Consider the following 17,797-nt stretch of genomic DNA (forward strand, 5'->3'; position numbering starts at 1 on the left):
GGAGCTAGACGCTCAGACCAGCCGACCCAGTTCCGCGCGAATGCGCTCCGATACATCGCACATGGCCGACCAGGCGCGCTCCAGGGCGTCGGCAAGCGCCTCGCGATCCAGGGCGACCGTCTCGGCGCGGCTGCCCTCGTCGGGCATGTATTCGATCAGCACGCGTCGACCGTCGATCCACGCCTGGTCGCCGGCCAGGAAAAGTGGATCGTCGAAGCTGCCCGTGCCGGGTTCGGGCGGCATCGCGAAAGCGGTTCGACCGTCGTGGGGGGCGCGACGCAGCAGGTCGATCGCGCGCGCGTAGGAGCCGTCGTCCTCGTCCAGCTCGATATCGATGCTGTCCATGGCCGAACCGGCATACAGTTCCACGCTGCCGACGAAGATCGCCTGCGTGGCATACCCATCGAGACGGGTGCGCTTGTCCATCAGCACACGACGCAAGGCATCCACATAGCGTGTCGTCGCCTCCGGATGTTCACGCAGCCACACACTGCTGACGTCTTCGATCGCCGTGATGTGGCCGTTCACGCGTGCCTCGACGCCACGATGCGAGACGGTGGCCGGACGATCGGGCAGGGGCACCGGAAGACCGCCCGCGCGAAGCCCGAACATCACCCGCCCAGGCGCCGTCCGCAACCAATGGGTCACCGCCTGTACGGCAAACCCGTCGCCGCGTTCGCTGTACGGTGCCGGGAACAGTTCCTGCTCGCTCATGCCTGTGTGCCGCGCCAGGCTTCGATGGCTTCCACCGCACCGAGGCAGTCGGCGAAGCGGTTATACAACGGCGTGGGCGAGAGGCGGATGACGTCGGGCTCGCGCCAGTCGCCGATGACGCCGTGCTGTTCGAGGTAACCGAACAGGTCGCGACCGGCATCGCGGCCGGCACGCACGCGCACGGACAACTGCGCACCCCGCTGCAACGGATCGGCCGGCGTCACCACGTCCAGCATGTCGTCCACGCGTGTGCGGATCAGCCACTCGAGATAACCGGTGAGGCGACGGCTCTTTTCCACCAGCTTCGGCATGCCGCCGGCCTGGGTGAAGATATCCAGTGACGCACGCAGCGGCGCCAGTGCCAGGATCGGCGGGTTGGACAGCTGCCAGCCATCGGCACCCGGTGTCGGTACGAACTGCGGGCCCATCTGGAAACGCGTGCCCTTGTCGTGGCCCCACCAGCCGGCGAAGCGCGGCACGTCGGCGTGGGCGTGGCGCTCGTGCACGAAGCAACCGGCAACCGCGCCCGGGCCGGCGTTGAGGTATTTGTACGTGCACCAGACGGCGAAGTCCGCGCCGCTGTCATGCAGGGCCAGTGGCAGGTTGCCGACGGCATGCGCCAAGTCGAAGCCTACCTTGCAACCCTGGGCATGGCCCAGGCGGACGATGGTGGCCAGGTCGAACACCTGGCCGGTGCGGTACTGCACCCCGGGCAACATGATGAGGGCGACGCGGTGGCCGTGCTCGGCGATGGCGCGTTCGATCGCCTCGGCCGACAAGGTGCCGCCCGGGCCGTCGGGCGTGAGCTCGATCAGGTCGGTGGCGGGATCGAAACCGTGGAAGCGGACCTGCGATTCCAGCGCATAGCGATCCGTCGGAAAGGCGCCGGCCTCCATCAGGATGGCGGGGCGCTCGGCGGTCGGCCGGTAGAAGCTCACCATCATCAGGTGCAGGTTCACGCCGAGCGTGTTCATCGCCACCACTTCGTGCGGTTGTGCGCCCACCACCAGCGCCATCGCGTCGCGCACGTACTCGTGGTAGTGCATCCATGGCGAGCGGCCACGGAAATGGGCTTCCACGGCGAGGTCGGCCCAGTCGGCCAGTTCGGCCTCGATGGCCGTGCGCACGCTCTTGGGTTGCAGGCCGAGCGAGTTGCCGCAGAAATACAGGCTGTCCCCGCCGGCATGCGGCGGGATGTGGAACGCGTTGCGGTACGCACGCAGCGGGTCGTTCGCATCCTGGGCATCGGCCCACGCGCGGGTCGCTTCGAAACCGTTCATACGAAAAGCCTCGGGTACATCAGGAGGGCATGCGGGCGGCGAGTTCGGCACAGCCCTTGTCGAAGGCGGCGCTCCATTTCGCGTCGCCGCCGGGGCGTGCGCAGCGCAGCTGGATGGCATAGCCGCCGCTGTAGAAATAACGCTCGTAGTACTCGAGTGTCACCGTGCCTTCGCGGGCCTTGTAGACGTTTTCGGTGGGGCCGGCGGGTTTGCCCGCCGCGTAGTCCTTCAGGCCGGACGCACGGCTGCGCATGTTGCCCGAGAACTGCTGGAACCCGTTGAGGTTGGGCACCTTCTGCAGCGTTACCGAGACACGGGCGACCGTGGCGTCGGCCGCATTGGCACCGGGTACCTGGAATATCTGCGTCTCGGTCTCGCCCTGCGACTGCATGATCGGGATCCAGCTGTCGGGCACGCTGAAACGGATGGCGCCCTCGGCCATCGAAACCTCGGCGGCGCCGATGGCGGGACTGGCCAGCAACAGGCCGAGCAGGAGGGCAGGCACGGAGCGGTTCACGGTACGGATTCCCCAGGTCCAGCGGCGGTGCCGCGCGATGCACGCATTCTTGCACAGCACCACGTCACGTCACGCGGGTAAGTGGTCCGTCTGGAAGCGTGAAAGCGGCACCCCCAGCCATGCCAGCGCGGTGCCGTGGAACAGGCTGGCCCGGTCGGTGTCGTCCAGGCCCAGCGCGTCGATGCCGCTGCCGGGTTCCTGCTCGCCCAGCGGGAACGGGTAGTCCGTGCCGAGCATGACGCGATCGGTGCCGGCGGTGGTCAGCAGGTAGCGCAATGCGGCCGCGTCGTGCACGCAGGAATCGAAGAACAGGCGCGTGAGGTACTCGCGCGGGTTGCGCGGGTTGTCGGTGGCGACCAGGTCGGGGCGCATGCGGAAGCCGTGTTCGATGCGCCCGATGGAATACGGAAAACTGCCGCCGCCGTGGGCCAGCATGACGCGCAGCGCGGGCAGGCGTTCCAGCACGCCACCGAAGATCAGCGCACACGCGGCACGCGCCTGTTCGGCCGGCATGCCCACCAGCCAGGGCAGCCAGTACTTGGGCATGCTCTCGCTGCCCATCATGTCCCACGGGTGGACCAGCACGGCGGCGCCGAGGTCGGCGGCGGCCTCGAAGAAGGGAAACAGCTCCGGCGCGTCCAGGTTCCAGGCGTTGCAGTGCGAACCGATCTGCACGCCCTGCAGGCCGAGTTCGCCGATGCAGCGCTCCAGCTCGCGAATCGCCAGCTCGGGTGCCTGCAACGGCACCGTGCCGATACCGGCGTAATGCCTGGGATGGGCCTGGCAGACCTCGGCCATGGCATCGTTGAGGTGGCGGTGCAGCTCCAGCGCGTGATGGCCGCGGGCCCAGTAGGAAAACATCACCGGCACGGTCGAGACGACCTGGACGTCGACACCGAAGCGCGCGTAATCGGCGATGCGCACCTCGGCATCGAAGGCCGTCTCCCACACCTCGCGGAAGAACTTGCCGTCCTTGTAGATGCGATGGTGGCCGCTCGCATGGGTCATCACGGGAAAGCGGTCGTCGCCGTATCGGGCTGCCAGATCGGGCCAGTCACGAGGCAGGATATGCGCATGTGTGTCGATCTTGAGCATGGCCGGAGTGTAGCGCCGGCCCGCGGACAAGGCCTCTGGCGGTGCAGCAATCCCGCGTCGGCTCAGGCCGGGGTGACCGACCGCCGGGTAACCACGTGCGCGATGGTGTCGACGTTGTCGGTGAGGCGGTCGGTCAGGCGCTCCAGCGCGCCCGCCAGCTCGCGATCGGTGGCGCGCCCCAGTGAGGCCATCAGGTGGCGCTGGTGCTCGCGCAGCAGGGGCGTCACGGCGACGCCCTCCGTGCGGGTCAGCGCCTCGGCCTGCGCGCGCAGCGCGACGGCGGCCTCGTGCACGAACGGTCCCACGTGCGTCCAGGCTTCCGGCACCTCGTCCCCGTCGATCAGGGATTCCAGCGCCATCGCGGTACGCGCCAGGCGGTTGCCGTTGGCGAACAGCGTTTCCGCCAGTTCCAGCAGCACGGCCGGCGTACCGGGCTCGGCACGCATGCGGTCGACCGACGCCTGGGCATTGGTGCGGGCCGTACGCGTGGCGGTGCGCACTTCGTGGCGTGCACCCCGATTGGCCGGGGCCACGAGGGCATCGAGGTAATCGGCGTAGGCGCGGAGCATGGTCGACAGCGACGTGCGTGCCTGGTGGCGCTCCCAGGATGGCCACAGCAGGTAGGCCAGCAGCGCCAGCCCGCTACCCAGCACGGTATTGAGCACGCGGTCGGCCATGGCCGCGTTGGGGTCCACGCCCTCGAACGACAACAGCACCACCACGGTGCCGGTGAGGGCGGCCACCGCGATGCCGTAGTGCGCGACGGCGAGGTAACGGAAGCCGACGCACAGCACGCCCATCACGGCCAGGTGTGCCCACGGCACGTCCGGGGTCAGGCGCAGCACGAACGTGGTCAGCAGCAGGCCCAGGATCGTGCCGACCACGCGCAGCAGCCCGAAGCTGAAGGTGGCGGCAAAATCCGGGCGCAGCACGATGGCGGCGGTCATCGGCAGCCAATAGCCGTGGGGCAGGGCGAAGTGGCGCGACACGGCGAAGGCCAGGGTGAGCACCACCGCGCAGCGCACCGAGTGGCGGAAGGCGACGGAGCCGGGCGTGAGGTTGGCGCGCAGGATGGCCAGCGCCGAACCGCTGCGCAGGGTTTCCGGCAGCGCGGTCTCCGCGCGTTGCGCGCGTTCCTCACCGCGCGAACCGGCCCAGTTGGTGTTACGCACTGCGGCCGCCAGCTGGCCGGACAAGGCCCGGATATGCCCGCCCAGCCCCGTGCCGGTCGAGCCGGCGAGCAGGGCGCGCTCGCTGGCCTGCAGCGTGGCCAGGGCACGCTCGGCGCGCTGCGGCGGCTCGGCCGCGTCCAGGGCGTCCGCCGCGGCGTCCAGCACCCGCGCGGCATCGGCACGGAACATGTCGCCCATGCCGTCGCGGCGGGCGTCCAGCTCGGCCATGGCGATCAGTTCGAGACGGATGCGTTCGGCCAGTTCCAGCAACACGCGGAAGGCCTCCATGGCGCGACCGTGCGCATGGTGACGGCCCAGCAGCGTGGTCTGCAGCGTGTTCATGGCATCGGCCAGGGCCGGCGCCTCGCCGTCCTTCTGCGGTTTGCGGGCCAGGTCGGCCAGTCCGCGATACACCACGGCCAGGGCCAGTCGCTCGGGACGATAGCGTTGTAGCGGCCAGGCGGCGACGGAGAATGCGGCCAGCAGCATGCCGCCGGTGAAGATCAGGCCGCCGCCGCTGAGCGCGCCGATCAGGTCCTTCGGCGTCGCCGCGGTGATGACCAGCAGCAGCATGCTGGTCATGCCCACGCGGGCGATGTCCGGGCCAAAGACCACCAGCATGCCGCCGAGGAAGCCGCAGACCAGGCAGGCCAGGCACATCGGCCCCACCCAGTCGCCGATGAGGAAACCGACCAGCGAGGCCGCGCCCGCGGCCAGCGCCGCGAGGAACAACCGGCTGAGCCGTTGCTGGTAGGGGCCCGGCTGGTCGGAGAACATCGTGTCGAGCGCGCCGGCGGCCACGCCCAGGCCGATCTCCGGATACCCCAGCAGGATGCCCAGGGCCATGGGCAACACCACGGCCGCGGTGTTGCGCAAGGCCACGCGCACGGGCACGTCGGGCCGCTTCGTCCGGATCAGCGTATCGATGACACTGGCACGAAACGAATAGCGGCCGTTCATGGCATGGGCGCGTCGACGACCCTTACGCGCGGCCGGCGAATTCGCCGGTCAGCGTGTTGACCGTGACCTTCTCGCCGGTGGTGATGTACTCGGGCACCTGGATCTCGACACCGGTTTGCAGCGTGGCGGGCTTGGATCGCTTGGTGGCGCTGGCGCCCTTCATCTCGGGCGCGGTGTCGGTTACCGTCAGCACCACCGAGGTCGGCACCTGCAGGCCCACCGGCGCATCGTCGATCACCTGGATGTAGTAGCCCTCCAGGTCTTCCACGACATAGCCGGCGTTGTCGCCGACCACGGCGGCGTCCAGCGTGTACTGGGTGTAGTCCTCGTCGTCCATGAAGACGAACGCGTCGCCGTCCATGTAGGAGAACCTGGCCTGGCGGCGCTCCAGCGCCACTTCCTTCAGTTCGTCGTCGGCGCGTACGCTCAGGTCGAACTTGCGGTTGCCCGGGATGGAATACAGCGTGAAGCGATACGTGACGTTGCCGCCGCGCGCGGACGGCGCACTGCGCTCGATGTCGCGGACCTGGTAGACGGTGCCGTCGTTCTCGACGACGTTACCCTTTTTGACTTCGGATGCTTTCATGGCGTTCGACTTCGATGTCGTGGAATGGAAGGAAGGATTACTTCGGAGCGAGGCGGACGCCGCCGTCGAGCCGGATCGTTTCGCCGTTGAGGTAACGGCTGGCGAGGATGAAGGCCACCGTGTCGGCGAACTCCTCCGGCTTGCCCAGACGCGACGGGAACGGGATCGACGCGGAAAGCGACTCCTGCACCTGCGGCGGCATGCCGTCGACCATCGGCGTCCAGAAGATGCCGGGCGCGATGGTGTTCACGCGGATACCGAACCGGGCCAGCTCGCGCGCCATAGGCAGCGTCATGCCGACCACGCCACCCTTGGAGGCGGAATACGCGGCCTGGCCGATCTGGCCTTCATAAGCCGCCACCGAGGCGGTGTGGATGATGACGCCGCGCTCGCCGTCGTCACCGGGCGAATTGGCCTGCATCAGCTGCGCGGCCGCCTTGGCCACGTTGAAGCTGCCGACCAGGTTGACCATGACGGTGGTGCTGAAGGTCGACAGCGGCATCGGGCCTTCCTTGCCGAGCACGCGGCCCGCGCCCAGGATGCCCGCGCAGTTGATCACCGCGTTGAGGCCGCCCATCGTTTCGCTGGCGGCGGCGATGTTGGCGACCACGCCGTCTTCCGAGGTGACGTCGGTGCGGCGGAACGATGCCTGCGATCCCAGCGCTGCGGCGGCGGCCTGGCCCTTTTCCTCGTTGACGTCGAAAAGCGTGACCTTCGCGCCGGCGTCGACGAGACGCTTGGCAACGGCGTGGCCGAGACCGGATGCGCCGCCGGTGATGACGGCCCTGACCTGTTCGAGCTGCATGGAAACTCCGCGGAAGCGACTGGCAAAGAGGCCCATCTTAGCCGAGGCATCGCGGCTTGGCGTTGTGCGGGAGCACACGGCACACGGCGCGAGCGATCAACGTTCGGCGAGGAACGCCTGCATGCGTCCCGACGCCACCAGGGCGGCGAACGGGACGACGGGTGACGGCGGGTTTTCCGGCGCACTGAGGAAGAGGCTCCACACGCCGACGTTCCACCATCGGCCGAGTTTGTACCCGGCGCTCGGCCAGACGCCGGCGGGCGTGAAGCCCATCGACGCGTGCATGGCCACGCTGGTGTCGCCCGGCAGCGTGATCACGCCCACCGCCTGGTTGATGCCCTGCAGGCGCATCGCGTCCAGCAGTGCACCGTACAGGCGCCGGGCGATGCCACGGCGGCGCGCGTCCTCGTGCACGTAGATCGAGGTTTCCGCGACCCAGTCGTACGCGGCGCGTTCGCGGAAGCGTCCCGCATAGGCGTAGGCCAGCACCGCGCCGTCTTCTTCCCACACCAGCCACGGGTGGCTGGTCATGCGGGTGGCGATGCGGCCGCGCATGGCCTCGACACCGGGCAGTTCGGTCTCGAAGGTGATCGCGCTGCCTTCGATCACGGGCGCGTAGATGGCATGACAGGCGGCGGCGTCGGCCTCTCGGGCGATACGTATCACAGGGGCTTTTCCATGAATATGCTGGACGGGTTGGCGTGATGATCGCCGAACGGCGGGCAGCGACGGTAGCCCGAACGCTCGTAGAGCTCGATCGATTCGGTCTGTGCCACGCCGGTTTCAAGTTTCACCCGCGTACCGCCGCCGGCGCGCACCTGGCGCTCCAGCGCTTCCAGCATCTGCTTGCCCAGGCCCATGCCGCGGCAGGCCGGTACCACGTACATGTATTTCAGTTCGACATAGCTGCCCTGGTCCACGCAGGCGCCGCAGGCCAGCGGCTGGCCGTCCACGCGCGCCGTCATGAAGGTGGTGTCGGGCCGGCGGAGGTTTTCCACGCCAACCGCCTGGGGCAGCGGATGGCGATAGAGGTCGGACAGGTAGCCGTGCAGCTGTTCGATCAGGGGCAGCACGTCGTCCTTGCCCGGATCGTCGATGCCGAACACCAGCGACGGCGGCTTCGGCGCCACGATCAGGTCGCCGTCGTTGAGGCTGCGCAGGAAGAAGCGGTCGCAACTGAAATGCCCCGTGCCGCCCATGGGAGCGTCGATGCGCGTAAAGCCGTGCCGGAAATACACGGCCTGCGCGGCATCCATGCCGGTCAGTGTTTCCAGGTAGCAGCGCGAGAAGCCGGCGCGCCGCGCGGCATCCAGGCAGGCGCGCATGACGTTGGACGCGGCACCGATGCCGCGCGCCTCGGGCAGGAAATACATCTTGCGCAGTTCGCAGGTTTCGTCGTCACCGCCCTCCAGCGGCGCGATGCCGGCGCCGCCGATGGCGCGACCGCCCTTGTCCACCACGAAGTACGCCGCACGTGGCCGCGCGTAGGCGGCGGTCATCGCGTCCACCTCGGCGTCGTGGATGGCGAAGCCCGGCCCGTCGGCACCGAACTCCGGCATGACATGGCGGATGACCGCGGCGATGTCGGCATCGTCGCGGGGCTCGATGGGGCGGATGAGGTAGTCGGCAGGCATCCCCCGATGCTGCCCGAACGGCGGCGGAAGCGCCAACCGTGTGGTGGGCAGGTGCCGGGGCCATCAGACCGCGGTGCGGGCCCGGGTCACGCGGCTGGCGGTTTCCTTGCCCAGCTGGCCGGCCAGCCAGGCGCCGGTCTCGACCAGGCGGTCCAGGTCCACGCCCGTGGTCATGCCCATGCCGTGCAGCATGTAGATCACGTCCTCGCTGGCCACGTTGCCGGTGGCGCCGCGCGCATAGGGGCAGCCGCCGGTGCCCGAGACTGCGCTGTCCACCACGCGCACGCCTTCCTCGAGGCAGGCGAGGATATTGGCCAGCGCCTGCCCGTAGGTATCGTGGAAATGCACGGCGAGCGACGCCATGGGCACCTCCGCCGCCACGGCGCGAAGCATCGCGCGCGCCTTCACGGGCGTGCCGACGCCGATGGTGTCGCCCAGCGACACCTCGTGGCAGCCCAGCTCGTGCAGGCGACGCGCGACGCGGACCACGTCGGCCACCGGCACCTCGCCCTGGTAGGGGCAGCCGAGCACGGTGGATACGTAGCCGCGCACGGCCACGCCGTCCGCGCGGGCCCGCTCCATCACCGGTACGAAGCGATCGATCGACGCATCGATGGAGGCGTTGATGTTCTTCTGGTTGAACGCTTCCGACGCGGCGGTGAACACCGCGACTTCCGTGGCGCCGACATCGCGCGCCCGCTCGTATCCCTGCAGGTTGGGCACCAGCACGGGGTAGACCACGCCGGGCGCCTTGCGGATGCCCTGGAACACCTCGGCGGCATCCGCCAGCTGGCGTACCCAGCGCGGGCTGACGAAGCTGGTGGCTTCGATGGTGACCAGTCCGGTCGCCGAGAGGCGATCGATCAGCGCGATCTTCACCTCGGCGGCCAGCATGGCTTTTTCGTTCTGCAGGCCGTCGCGTGGCCCGACCTCGACGATGCGGACGTGGTTGGATGCGGTCATGGAAAGGCTTCCGTCAGGCGGGTTCGGCGAAGCGGACGAGCACGGCATCGGCGTCGACGAAATCGCCTTGCACCGCCGAGACGCTTTCGATGGTGCCGGCACGCGGCGCCTTCAAGGCGAGTTCCATCTTCATCGCCTCCATCACCATCAGTTCCTGGCCTTCCTCCACCACGTCGCCCGCAGCCACACGCACCAGCACCACGCGGCCCGGCATCGGTGCCGCGAGGTGGCGCGCACCGGCCGATGCGGCGCCGGCCCAGGCATAAGCTGGCGCGCGGCTGAACGTCCAGCGGCGGCCCTGTCCGTCGTGCAGGCGGACGCGATCGCCGTCGACCGCCAGGGGTACGCGACGGCTCTCGCCGTCGAAACGGGCCGACAACACGCCGTGGTCCCGCCGTGCGCCGGCGACCGTGCATGACGCCTCGCCTTCGCGCAGCACGTAGGCGCCGTCGTGGCCGTGCGCCTCGATCTCGTGGCGTACGTCGCCCTGCATGAGCGCGACGACGCGCTTGCCGTGATGCCCGAGGCGCCAGGCGTCGGCCTTTGCCCAGGGCGAGTGGGGATCGCCGGCGGCCCCGGCGACGCCGGCTTCGTCGGCCAGCAGCACCGCGGTGGCGGCGGCGAACCGTTCGATGTCGGCCGGCTGGTCGTCACCGACGAGGAACTGGTCGAGGTGGCGGTCGAGGTAACCGGTGTCGATCCGCCCTTCCACCACCACGGGATGGCGCACTAGGCGTTCGAGGAAGGCGACGTTCGACTTGGGGCCGACGATGTCCGTGGCCGCCAGTGCCTCGCGCAGCCGCTCCAGCGCCTGCGCGCGGGTACGGTCGTGGACGATCAGCTTGGCGATCATCGGGTCGTAGAAGATGGTCACGGTGTCGCCTGCGATCACGCCGCCGTCGAGGCGAACGTGTCGCGACGCCTGCGGCAGGGTCAGCGAAAGCAGCTTGCCCGAGCCGGGCAGGAAGCCGGCCTCGGGGTCTTCCGCGTACAGCCGCACCTCGATGGCGTGGCCTTCGGCCCGGATGTCCTGCTGGGCCAGCGGCAGAGGCTCGCCCGCGGCCACTCGCAGCTGCCATTCCACCAGGTCCAGCCCCAGGGTTTCCTCGGTGACCGGATGTTCCACCTGCAGGCGAGTGTTCATCTCCATGAAGAAGAACTCTCCGTCCTGGCCCACGATGAATTCCACGGTGCCCGCGCCCACGTAGTCCACTGCACGCGCAGCGGCCACGGCGGCAGCACCCATGCGTGCACGGCGGGCCTCGTCGAGGAAGGGCGACGGTGTTTCTTCCAGCACCTTCTGGTAGCGCCGCTGCGCGGAACACTCACGCTCGTTGAGGTGGACGATGTTGCCGTGGGTGTCGCCGAATACCTGGAATTCGATATGCCGCGGATGTTCGACGTAGCGTTCCAGGATCACCCGCGTATCGCCGAACGCGTTGGCGGCCTCGCGCTGCGCGGACGCCAGTGCCTCGGCGAAACCGGCGGCATCGTGCACGATGCGCATGCCCTTGCCGCCGCCGCCCGAGGCGGCCTTGATCATCAGCGGGAAGCCCGTGCGTGCCGCCTCGTCGGCGAGATGGTCGGGAGCCTGGTCCGCACCGTGGTAGCCGGGCACCAGCGGCACCGCGTGACGTTCCATCAGCGCCTTGGCGGCCGCCTTGGAACCCATGGCGTCGATGCTTTCCGGGCGCGGACCGATGAACACGATGCCCGCCGCGGCGCACGCACGCGCGAAATCGGTGTTTTCGGACAGGAAGCCGTAGCCGGGATGGATGGCCTGGGCGCCGCTGCGCCGGGCTACCTCGATGATCGCGTCGCCACGCAGATAGGACTCGGCCGGCCGCGGTCCACCGATCGGCCAGGCCTCGTCGGCCAGCCGCACGTGCTGGGCATCCGCGTCGGCGCTGGAATACACCGCGACCGTACGGATGCCGAGGCGGCGACAGGTCCGGATCACGCGGCAGGCGATCTCTCCGCGGTTGGCGATCAGAATGCACTCGAACATGCGGCTCCCGGCGAGCTGGACAGGGTGGGGAAAAGCGGAAAAATTAGCAGATCGCGGTGCGGCGAAGGGTTGCGGCGCAGCATGCTCCGATTCCGTGGATTTGCACGCGGGCGACGGGTCGCCTAGCCTTGAGGGTTCGGGAAGGCGCCTTCATGTCTTCCCTTTCCCCCTCCCAGCGAGAGAATTTCATGCAGATCGCCAACCGCCACGCCGTTTCCTTCCATTACACGCTGACCGACGACCAGGGCAACGTCGTCGACAGCTCGGACGGTCGCGAGCCGCTGGCCTATATCCATGGCGAGGGCCACATCGTGCCCGGCCTCGAGAAAGCGCTGGAAGGCCGTTCGGTCGGCGACCAGTTCAAGGTCGACGTCGTTCCCGAGGAAGGCTACGGCCCGCGTCACGAGGAACTGATCCAGGTCGTGCCGCGCGCGGCGTTCCAGGGCGTGGAAGACCTCCAGCCCGGCATGCAGTTCCAGGGCCGCAACGACCAGGGCAGCATCAACGTCACGGTCAGCAAGATCGAAGGCGACAACGTCACCGTCGACGGCAACCACCCGCTCGCCGGCCAGACGCTGCACTTCGCCGTCGAGATCACCGACGTGCGCGACGCCACCGAGGACGAACTGGCCCACGGCCACGTCCATGGCGCGGGCGGTCACCAGCACTGAGGGTGATGGGGCGGGGCGTGCGTCTGTCGCGCGCCTCGGCGTGATTGGTCGCGTGCGTCGGGATCGCGCACATCGTGCGCTCCTACGGCCCAACGTGTTGTGGGGTTGATCGCGCACGTCGTGCGCTCCTACACCGAATGTGGCGCGGATTTGATCGCGCACATCGTGCGCTCCTACCCGCGACGCTTGGTAGGAGCGCACGATGTGCGCGAATCAGCCACCCTCAGACTCAATACCAGTCGAGCAACGACACACCCACGCCCAGATACGTCGCGCGGTGGTTGTAGTCGATCATGCTTTCGCCATACCCGTTGAACACTTCCACGTAGCCACGCAGGTTGTTCACCACCGGGAAGCTCCAGGTGCCGCGCAGCGAGCCGTGTGAGCGATCGCCGGTGCGGAAGGAGTGGCGGCCGGTCAGCGAGAACTCCTGGCGACCCACCTCGTGCACGACGGTGATTTCGCCGCGGCCCATGTAGTCCTTGATATCCGGGTTGTCGTCATCCTTGCGCGCCTCCGGAATGCGCCACCACGGCCGCAGCATGATGGCCCAGCCCTCACGTTCTAGGCCGATGTCGGCCACCACCCGGTTCCAGCTGCGCGACAGCGGATCGGCGCGTCCGTTGGACTGGTGGTTGATGCCTATGCTGGCCAGGCGGCCGTTCCAGCCGAAGAGGTTGTAGTTGGTGTTGAACACCAGCAACGCTTCCGGCTCGTAGTTGGTTTCGCGGAACGGACGCGAGTTGTCCTTGTTGTACACCTGCCAGCGGGACGACTGCGTGTAACCCACCCACACGTCGCCGTTGTCGCCGAACAGGTTCTCGGCCACCTTCGTCTTCATGCTGATCTGGAACTTCGCCTCGACGTTGTCGAGGTTCTGCGGCGTCGTGACGGTATGGTCCGGCGCGGGCGTGTGCGGGGTCGTGTTCTGCTTGTTCGTACCGAAGAACGGCAGGACGTAGGTCGGCTTGTAACCGCGCAGGTTGAACGTGCCCAGCTTGCTCTCGGGCGACAGTTCCCAGCGACTGTCCAGCAGCGAGAGCGGCCGCGGCACGTCACCCGAGTTGCGCGTGGCCAGGTCGACGCTCATGGATTCACCCTTGGGGTCTTCCTTCTTCGCCGCCGTGGTCATGTTCGGCCGGCCCACCGCCTTGTCGTAGCAGAGCAGGCGCTGCGAGTCGGTTTCGATACCCGAGCAGGCACGAATGTCCATCGGGCTCGGATTCTGCGCCAAGGCGAGGCCCGCCTGCAGACAGGCGTAAGCGCCGAAGGCGCCGGCGGCGGCGTGGATTCGTTTCATCGTACGGAGACTCCCTGAGCCGGTGACTGCCCGGCAGGCGGAAGTGTATCCGTGACAAATGTGAAAAGCGTGCATGTGCGCGAATACTCAAGGAAACGGCCCGACATGCGGGCCGTTTCCTACGCGCGTGGTACAGCGTACTTACTGACCGCTGGCGCCCGACTTGGTCACCCACTTCTGGTACTCGGCCTTCGAGACGCGGCCGTCGCGGTTGGCGTCGGCGTACTGGAAGTCGTTAGCCAGCAGCGGGAATGCCGAAGCCTGCGTCGGGCTGATCGAACCCTTGCCGCCCGAGAGCGTGGCGAAATCCGGTGCCGGACCCGACGGTTTGGCCGGTGCGGGACTGCTATTCACGACAACCTGGCCAGCGCCTTGCGGCGGGGGCATGGGGCGACCCATCGCACCGGCGTCGCCACCCGGCGGCGGCGGCGGGGCATCGCCCGGACGGGGCGGCGGCGGAGCGTCACCGGGGCGCGGCGGCGGCATGTCGCCCGGGGGCGGCGGAGGCGGCGCATTGGCGGCGGGCGGCGGCATGGCCGGATCCTGCTGCTGCATCGTGCCCGGTGCGGTATCGGACGGCGGCGGCGGTGGAGGCGTAGCCTCACCGGCCGGCGGAGGCGGCACCCGGCCGGGCGGCGGAACGTCCTGTGCAAAAGCGGCACCGGCCAGCAACAACGAAGCGCCCAGTGCGGCAGCGCGAATATGCGTCTTCATATAAGCCTCCTTAGTCAACGGTGGTCGGATTGCCGCGGATCGTCGATCCGCGACATCGTTCCCGACGCTACCAAGGAGAGATTTAACGGCGGCACAATTACGAAAGCGCCTGCACCGCGCCGTCACGCCTATCCCACAGCACGTGCACGGGACGCGTGGATCACCCTTGCAAGGGTTAGCGCGTTGAGGCCGGAGCCGGCGTGTCGGCGCACGACTTACCGTGCAGCGCATCCTTCAACTGGCTGGCCAGCGATGCGCAGCGGGCACCCAGCTGACCGCGCATGTCCGGGTCCTGCGACTGGCGCAGCAGGCTGGTACGCATCATGTCGTAGCGGCTGTCGATCTGGTCGCGCGCGAAGATACCCGCGGCGAGGTGGCAGCTCTTGTAGCTGGCCAGGTATTCATCACAGGCGGCGATACCCGTGCTGTCGGGCAGGGGAGCGTCCTTGGCCGACACCGTGCGGCTGGTCGTCCGGGACGACGTCGATCCGCCGGTCGTGGTGCTGGCCGTGGCGACGCGCGACTTGCTGGCGGAGCCGCTCGCAGGCGTGGAGGAGACCGTCGTGCGGGTGCTGCCCGACGTCGTCCTTGCGTTGTGATCCGCGCACGCCGCCAGGGCCAGGGCGCCAATGAGAAGCGGAACGAGTCGGATGCTGGAGTGGTTCATGGAGCGGTCCCCCTTGGTTAGAACGTGAGCGGATGGTAGGTGAGATCGCTGTGCTTTTGCGACCACCCGCAAGCATGTGCGCCGATACCGTGAAAGTTACGTTATCGGGTCGCCCACGAACGCCCCCTGAGCGGCATCGCTATTTGTGACATGGCCCTGTATAGTCGCTGGACTGTGTTTGCCGGGGTCATAGAGTTAGTTTGACCCGATGCAGCTGATCACGTATCCGCAACATCGCTTCGCTCCTCGCGTTTCCTTGCACACCAGTTAGGCGGCAGCTATTCAAGTTGCTGGTTTTATTCGTAAAAATTGTATTTGGAGTGTTTCTATGTCGGATCGTGAAATCGGCACCGTCAAGTGGTTCAACGACGCCAAGGGCTTCGGCTTTATCTCCCGTGAGAACGGCCCGGACGTGTTCGTGCACTTCCGCGCCATCCAGGGCAACGGCTTCAAGTCCCTCGCCGAAGGCGAGAAGGTCTCCTTCAAGGTCGTCAACGGCCAGAAGGGTCTGCAGGCTGAGGAAGTCCAGAAGGCCTAAGCCTTCGGATATCCGAGCTGCATAAGAAAGGCCGGGCGGCGACGCCCGGCCTTTTTTTGTGGGCGGGTGGCTCGCCTTCGGCGTCGCGTTGGGCCTGGGCTTTTGAGCAAGAGCCGGCGGGTGCCACCCTCGTGGCCACGCCTGCGGCGACCCGCTAGTGAAGGGCCGCTGGCGCGGCCGTTTATTGATTGCCCTTCGGGCCGGGTCGGGCTTCGAACGGGGGTTTTCGACTCGACATCCTGTCTCGCGAAAACGGCCGGCCGTCCTGGCCGGCCCCCTTCGGGCCTTGTCCGTTCGAATCCCTCGCCTGCGGCTACCGGCCACGAGGGTGGCACCCGCCGGCTCTTTCCAGCGCTGAGGTTGCGTGTGGGAAGAGCGAAGAGCCAGGTTTCGCTTCGTTGCTTGGAACGCTCGCCTGCCTGTTGCTTATGGCATCGGTCGCCTTAGGTAGGTTGAGGATTCGCGCACATGCGTGCGCTTGTGTCTTTTCGATGGGGTAGATTCGAAGTCGAGAGCGGAGTGTGGCAGGCCGATTGTGCGCGGTGCCTTGAGCACGTGTAGGAGCCCGGGCCGCCACACTCCCTTCTTTCCACCAAGCCCGAACAGTTGCCCGAGTTAACGGCTCGAACATCACAAGCGTGGGCCCGTGGAAAGTGCTCTCTATCCCGCCCTAGCTGGAACGAGACGATGACTTTTTACCTCGGTATCGACGTCAGCAGCAAGACGCTTGACGTGGCTTTCTTCCGTGCCGGTGAACAAACCGGCGCCTGTGAGCAGTTCGACAACAGCCCAGCCGGTGCGAAGAAACTGCTTCGCGTCATGGCCAGGCTGGACGTGCAACACGTGGTCCTGGAGGCCACCGGTGGCTACGAGAACCTGATTCTGGATGCCATCGCCCAGATCTATACGGTGACCCGGATTGCCTCGCATCGTGGCACCGCTTTCGTGCGTAGCCTGGGCAAGTTTGCCAAGACCGACAAGGCCGACGCCAGGGCCTTGGCCCACATGGCCCAGACCATCACGCCGCAGCCCTATAAGCCGCCAACGCCGGCGCAACGCCATCTGCGCGGCCTGGTGAAGGGCCGGGATCAGTTGATCCGGCAGCGCGACGACAACCGCCGCCGGATCAAACGGTGCGAGTCGATGGTCGTCCAAGGGGCGCTAGAGCGGGTAGGCGCCCTGCTGACCGCGGAGATCAAGGCACTCGAAGGGCTCATGGCGGAAGCCGCCAAAGCCGCCGATGCGCCGCTTGCTGAGCAACTGCTCCAGGTGCCTGGCCTGGGCAAGATCGCCGTCGCCACGCTGCTGGCCTTCCTACCGGAGCTGGGCCAACGCGGCAATCGGCAGATCAGCGCGCTGGTCGGCGTCGCGCCGTACACCAAGCAGAGCGGGCGGCGGGACGGCCCCCGCCAGATCATGGCCGGCCGGCCCTTCGTGCGGCGCATCCTTTACATGGCCGCACTCGCCGCCATCCGCAGCACCCAGTCACCTCTGAGAGCCCACTATCAGGCCCTTAAAGCGCGAGGCAAGCCTCCGAAGGTGGCCATCGTGGCCTGCATGCGCAAACTGCTCATCACCCTCAACGCCATGGCCCGCGATCAGACTCAATGGCACGGCACGGTAGAGGCCTGAAAAAGACAGTTGCTCCTACCCCAAGCCGGCAGATCACGCGTTGGATATGCCACAACCTGCCCTACCCCTGGGGTAGGAGCCCACGACGTGGGCGAAAAGCCAACGAAGCGCTGACGCCATACCCCGCACCTCTGCGACCGCTCGCGTCACAACCCACCTCAGTTGTGGAAAGAGCCGGCGGGTAGCCCCCTCGTGGCCGGTAGCCGCAGGCGAGGGCTTCGAACGGAAAAAGCCCGCAGGGGGCCGGCCAGGACGGCCGGCCGTTTCCGCTGAGACAGGATGTCGAATCGGAAACCTCCGTTCGAAGCCCGACCCGGACCGAAGGGCAATAGATAAGCGGCCGCGCCAGCGGCCTTTCCTTAGCGGGTCGCCGCAGGCGTGGCCACGAGGGGGCTACCCGCCGGCTCTTGCTCCAACGCCCAAGGCTCCAAGGCCCAACACGACGCCGAAGGCGAGCCCCCCCAAAAAAGTCCTTCACAAAGTCATTTTTCCCCATGATTTCAACCCTAATCACGTGATAGACGTCAAAAATTCGTCCCAT

Annotated in this window: 18 protein-coding genes and 1 pseudogene; 4 read left to right on the plus strand and 15 right to left on the minus strand. The window is 67.6% G+C overall.

The annotated features are described in order from the left end of the window. Positions 1-12: 12 nt before the first annotated feature. From AB8808_RS06665 to AB8808_RS06720, 12 genes and pseudogenes are all read right to left on the minus strand, one after another. Positions 13-714, minus strand: a complete 702-nt coding sequence (locus AB8808_RS06665) for a hypothetical protein (RefSeq protein WP_369927833.1) — start codon at positions 712-714, stop codon at positions 13-15. Continuing rightward, positions 711-1,994: a kynureninase gene (kynU, locus tag AB8808_RS06670; protein WP_369927835.1), complete on the minus strand. Its 1,284-nt coding sequence runs from the start codon at positions 1,992-1,994 to the stop codon at positions 711-713. The genes AB8808_RS06665 and kynU overlap by 4 nt, the downstream gene beginning before the upstream one ends. Positions 1,995-2,013: 19 nt before the next feature. Further along, positions 2,014-2,511, minus strand: a complete 498-nt coding sequence (locus tag AB8808_RS06675; RefSeq protein ID WP_369927837.1) for a hypothetical protein — start codon at positions 2,509-2,511, stop codon at positions 2,014-2,016. A 69-nt stretch (positions 2,512-2,580) separates the two neighbouring features. After that, positions 2,581-3,606, minus strand: a complete 1,026-nt coding sequence (locus AB8808_RS06680; RefSeq protein WP_369927839.1) for an amidohydrolase family protein — start codon at positions 3,604-3,606, stop codon at positions 2,581-2,583. Between the two features lie 62 nt (positions 3,607-3,668). Then, a complete protein-coding gene (locus tag AB8808_RS06685; RefSeq protein ID WP_369927842.1) occupies positions 3,669-5,738 on the minus strand; it encodes an FUSC family protein in 2,070 nt (689 codons plus the stop codon). Between the two features lie 22 nt (positions 5,739-5,760). Beyond that, entirely contained in the window at positions 5,761-6,324 is a 564-nt protein-coding gene (efpL, locus tag AB8808_RS06690; protein WP_369927844.1) for an elongation factor P-like protein EfpL, read from the minus strand. Between the two features lie 37 nt (positions 6,325-6,361). Continuing rightward, complete coding sequence (locus AB8808_RS06695) at positions 6,362-7,129, minus strand: SDR family oxidoreductase (RefSeq protein WP_369927846.1); 768 nt, start codon at positions 7,127-7,129, stop codon at positions 6,362-6,364. 96 nt (positions 7,130-7,225) lie between these two features. Next, a complete protein-coding gene (locus tag AB8808_RS06700; protein WP_369927848.1) occupies positions 7,226-7,795 on the minus strand; it encodes a GNAT family N-acetyltransferase in 570 nt (189 codons plus the stop codon). Continuing rightward, positions 7,792-8,094, minus strand: a complete 303-nt coding sequence (locus AB8808_RS06705) for a GNAT family N-acetyltransferase (protein WP_240003987.1) — start codon at positions 8,092-8,094, stop codon at positions 7,792-7,794. Before AB8808_RS06705 ends, AB8808_RS06700 begins: the two co-directional genes overlap by 4 nt. 183 nt (positions 8,095-8,277) lie before the next feature. Continuing rightward, positions 8,278-8,763 (minus strand): annotated as a pseudogene (locus AB8808_RS06710) (GNAT family N-acetyltransferase); the annotation flags it as partial. Between the two features lie 63 nt (positions 8,764-8,826). Beyond that, a complete protein-coding gene (locus AB8808_RS06715; protein WP_369927850.1) occupies positions 8,827-9,726 on the minus strand; it encodes a hydroxymethylglutaryl-CoA lyase in 900 nt (299 codons plus the stop codon). Between the two features lie 13 nt (positions 9,727-9,739). Continuing rightward, positions 9,740-11,734, minus strand: coding sequence for an acetyl/propionyl/methylcrotonyl-CoA carboxylase subunit alpha (locus AB8808_RS06720; RefSeq protein WP_369927852.1), 1,995 nt, complete (start codon positions 11,732-11,734; stop codon positions 9,740-9,742). Between the two features lie 188 nt (positions 11,735-11,922). Here AB8808_RS06720 and AB8808_RS06725 point away from each other — a divergent pair, with 188 nt between their 5' ends. Next, positions 11,923-12,405, plus strand: a complete 483-nt coding sequence (locus AB8808_RS06725) for an FKBP-type peptidyl-prolyl cis-trans isomerase (protein ID WP_369931335.1) — start codon at positions 11,923-11,925, stop codon at positions 12,403-12,405. Between the two features lie 229 nt (positions 12,406-12,634). Here AB8808_RS06725 and AB8808_RS06730 read toward each other — a convergent pair whose 3' ends face one another. The 3 genes from AB8808_RS06730 to AB8808_RS06740 all read right to left on the minus strand — a co-directional run bounded on the left by AB8808_RS06730 (position 12,635) and on the right by AB8808_RS06740 (position 14,876). Continuing rightward, the gene (locus tag AB8808_RS06730) at positions 12,635-13,705 is read right to left on the minus strand and encodes a phospholipase A (RefSeq protein ID WP_369927854.1); all 1,071 of its coding nucleotides are present in this window, start codon (positions 13,703-13,705) and stop codon (positions 12,635-12,637) included. A gap of 141 nt (positions 13,706-13,846) precedes the next feature. Further along, complete coding sequence (locus AB8808_RS06735; protein WP_369927856.1) at positions 13,847-14,419, minus strand: EF-hand domain-containing protein; 573 nt, start codon at positions 14,417-14,419, stop codon at positions 13,847-13,849. 175 nt (positions 14,420-14,594) lie between these two features. Beyond that, positions 14,595-14,876: a hypothetical protein gene (locus tag AB8808_RS06740; RefSeq protein ID WP_369927858.1), complete on the minus strand. Its 282-nt coding sequence runs from the start codon at positions 14,874-14,876 to the stop codon at positions 14,595-14,597. Between AB8808_RS06740 and AB8808_RS06745 the strand changes: the two genes are divergently transcribed. From AB8808_RS06745 to AB8808_RS06755, 3 genes are all read left to right on the plus strand, one after another. Beyond that, positions 14,866-15,018, plus strand: a complete 153-nt coding sequence (locus AB8808_RS06745; RefSeq protein ID WP_369927860.1) for a hypothetical protein — start codon at positions 14,866-14,868, stop codon at positions 15,016-15,018. The two genes, AB8808_RS06740 and AB8808_RS06745, sit on opposite strands and share 11 nt — an antisense overlap. 396 nt (positions 15,019-15,414) lie before the next feature. Further along, positions 15,415-15,624, plus strand: a complete 210-nt coding sequence (locus tag AB8808_RS06750; RefSeq protein WP_036111834.1) for a cold-shock protein — start codon at positions 15,415-15,417, stop codon at positions 15,622-15,624. A 687-nt stretch (positions 15,625-16,311) separates the two neighbouring features. Further along, positions 16,312-17,256: an IS110 family RNA-guided transposase gene (locus tag AB8808_RS06755; protein WP_369925716.1), complete on the plus strand. Its 945-nt coding sequence runs from the start codon at positions 16,312-16,314 to the stop codon at positions 17,254-17,256. Positions 17,257-17,797 lie beyond the last annotated feature (541 nt).

The organism is Xanthomonas sp. NCPPB 2632, from assembly GCF_041228075.2.
GTDB lineage: Bacteria > Pseudomonadota > Gammaproteobacteria > Xanthomonadales > Rhodanobacteraceae > Luteibacter.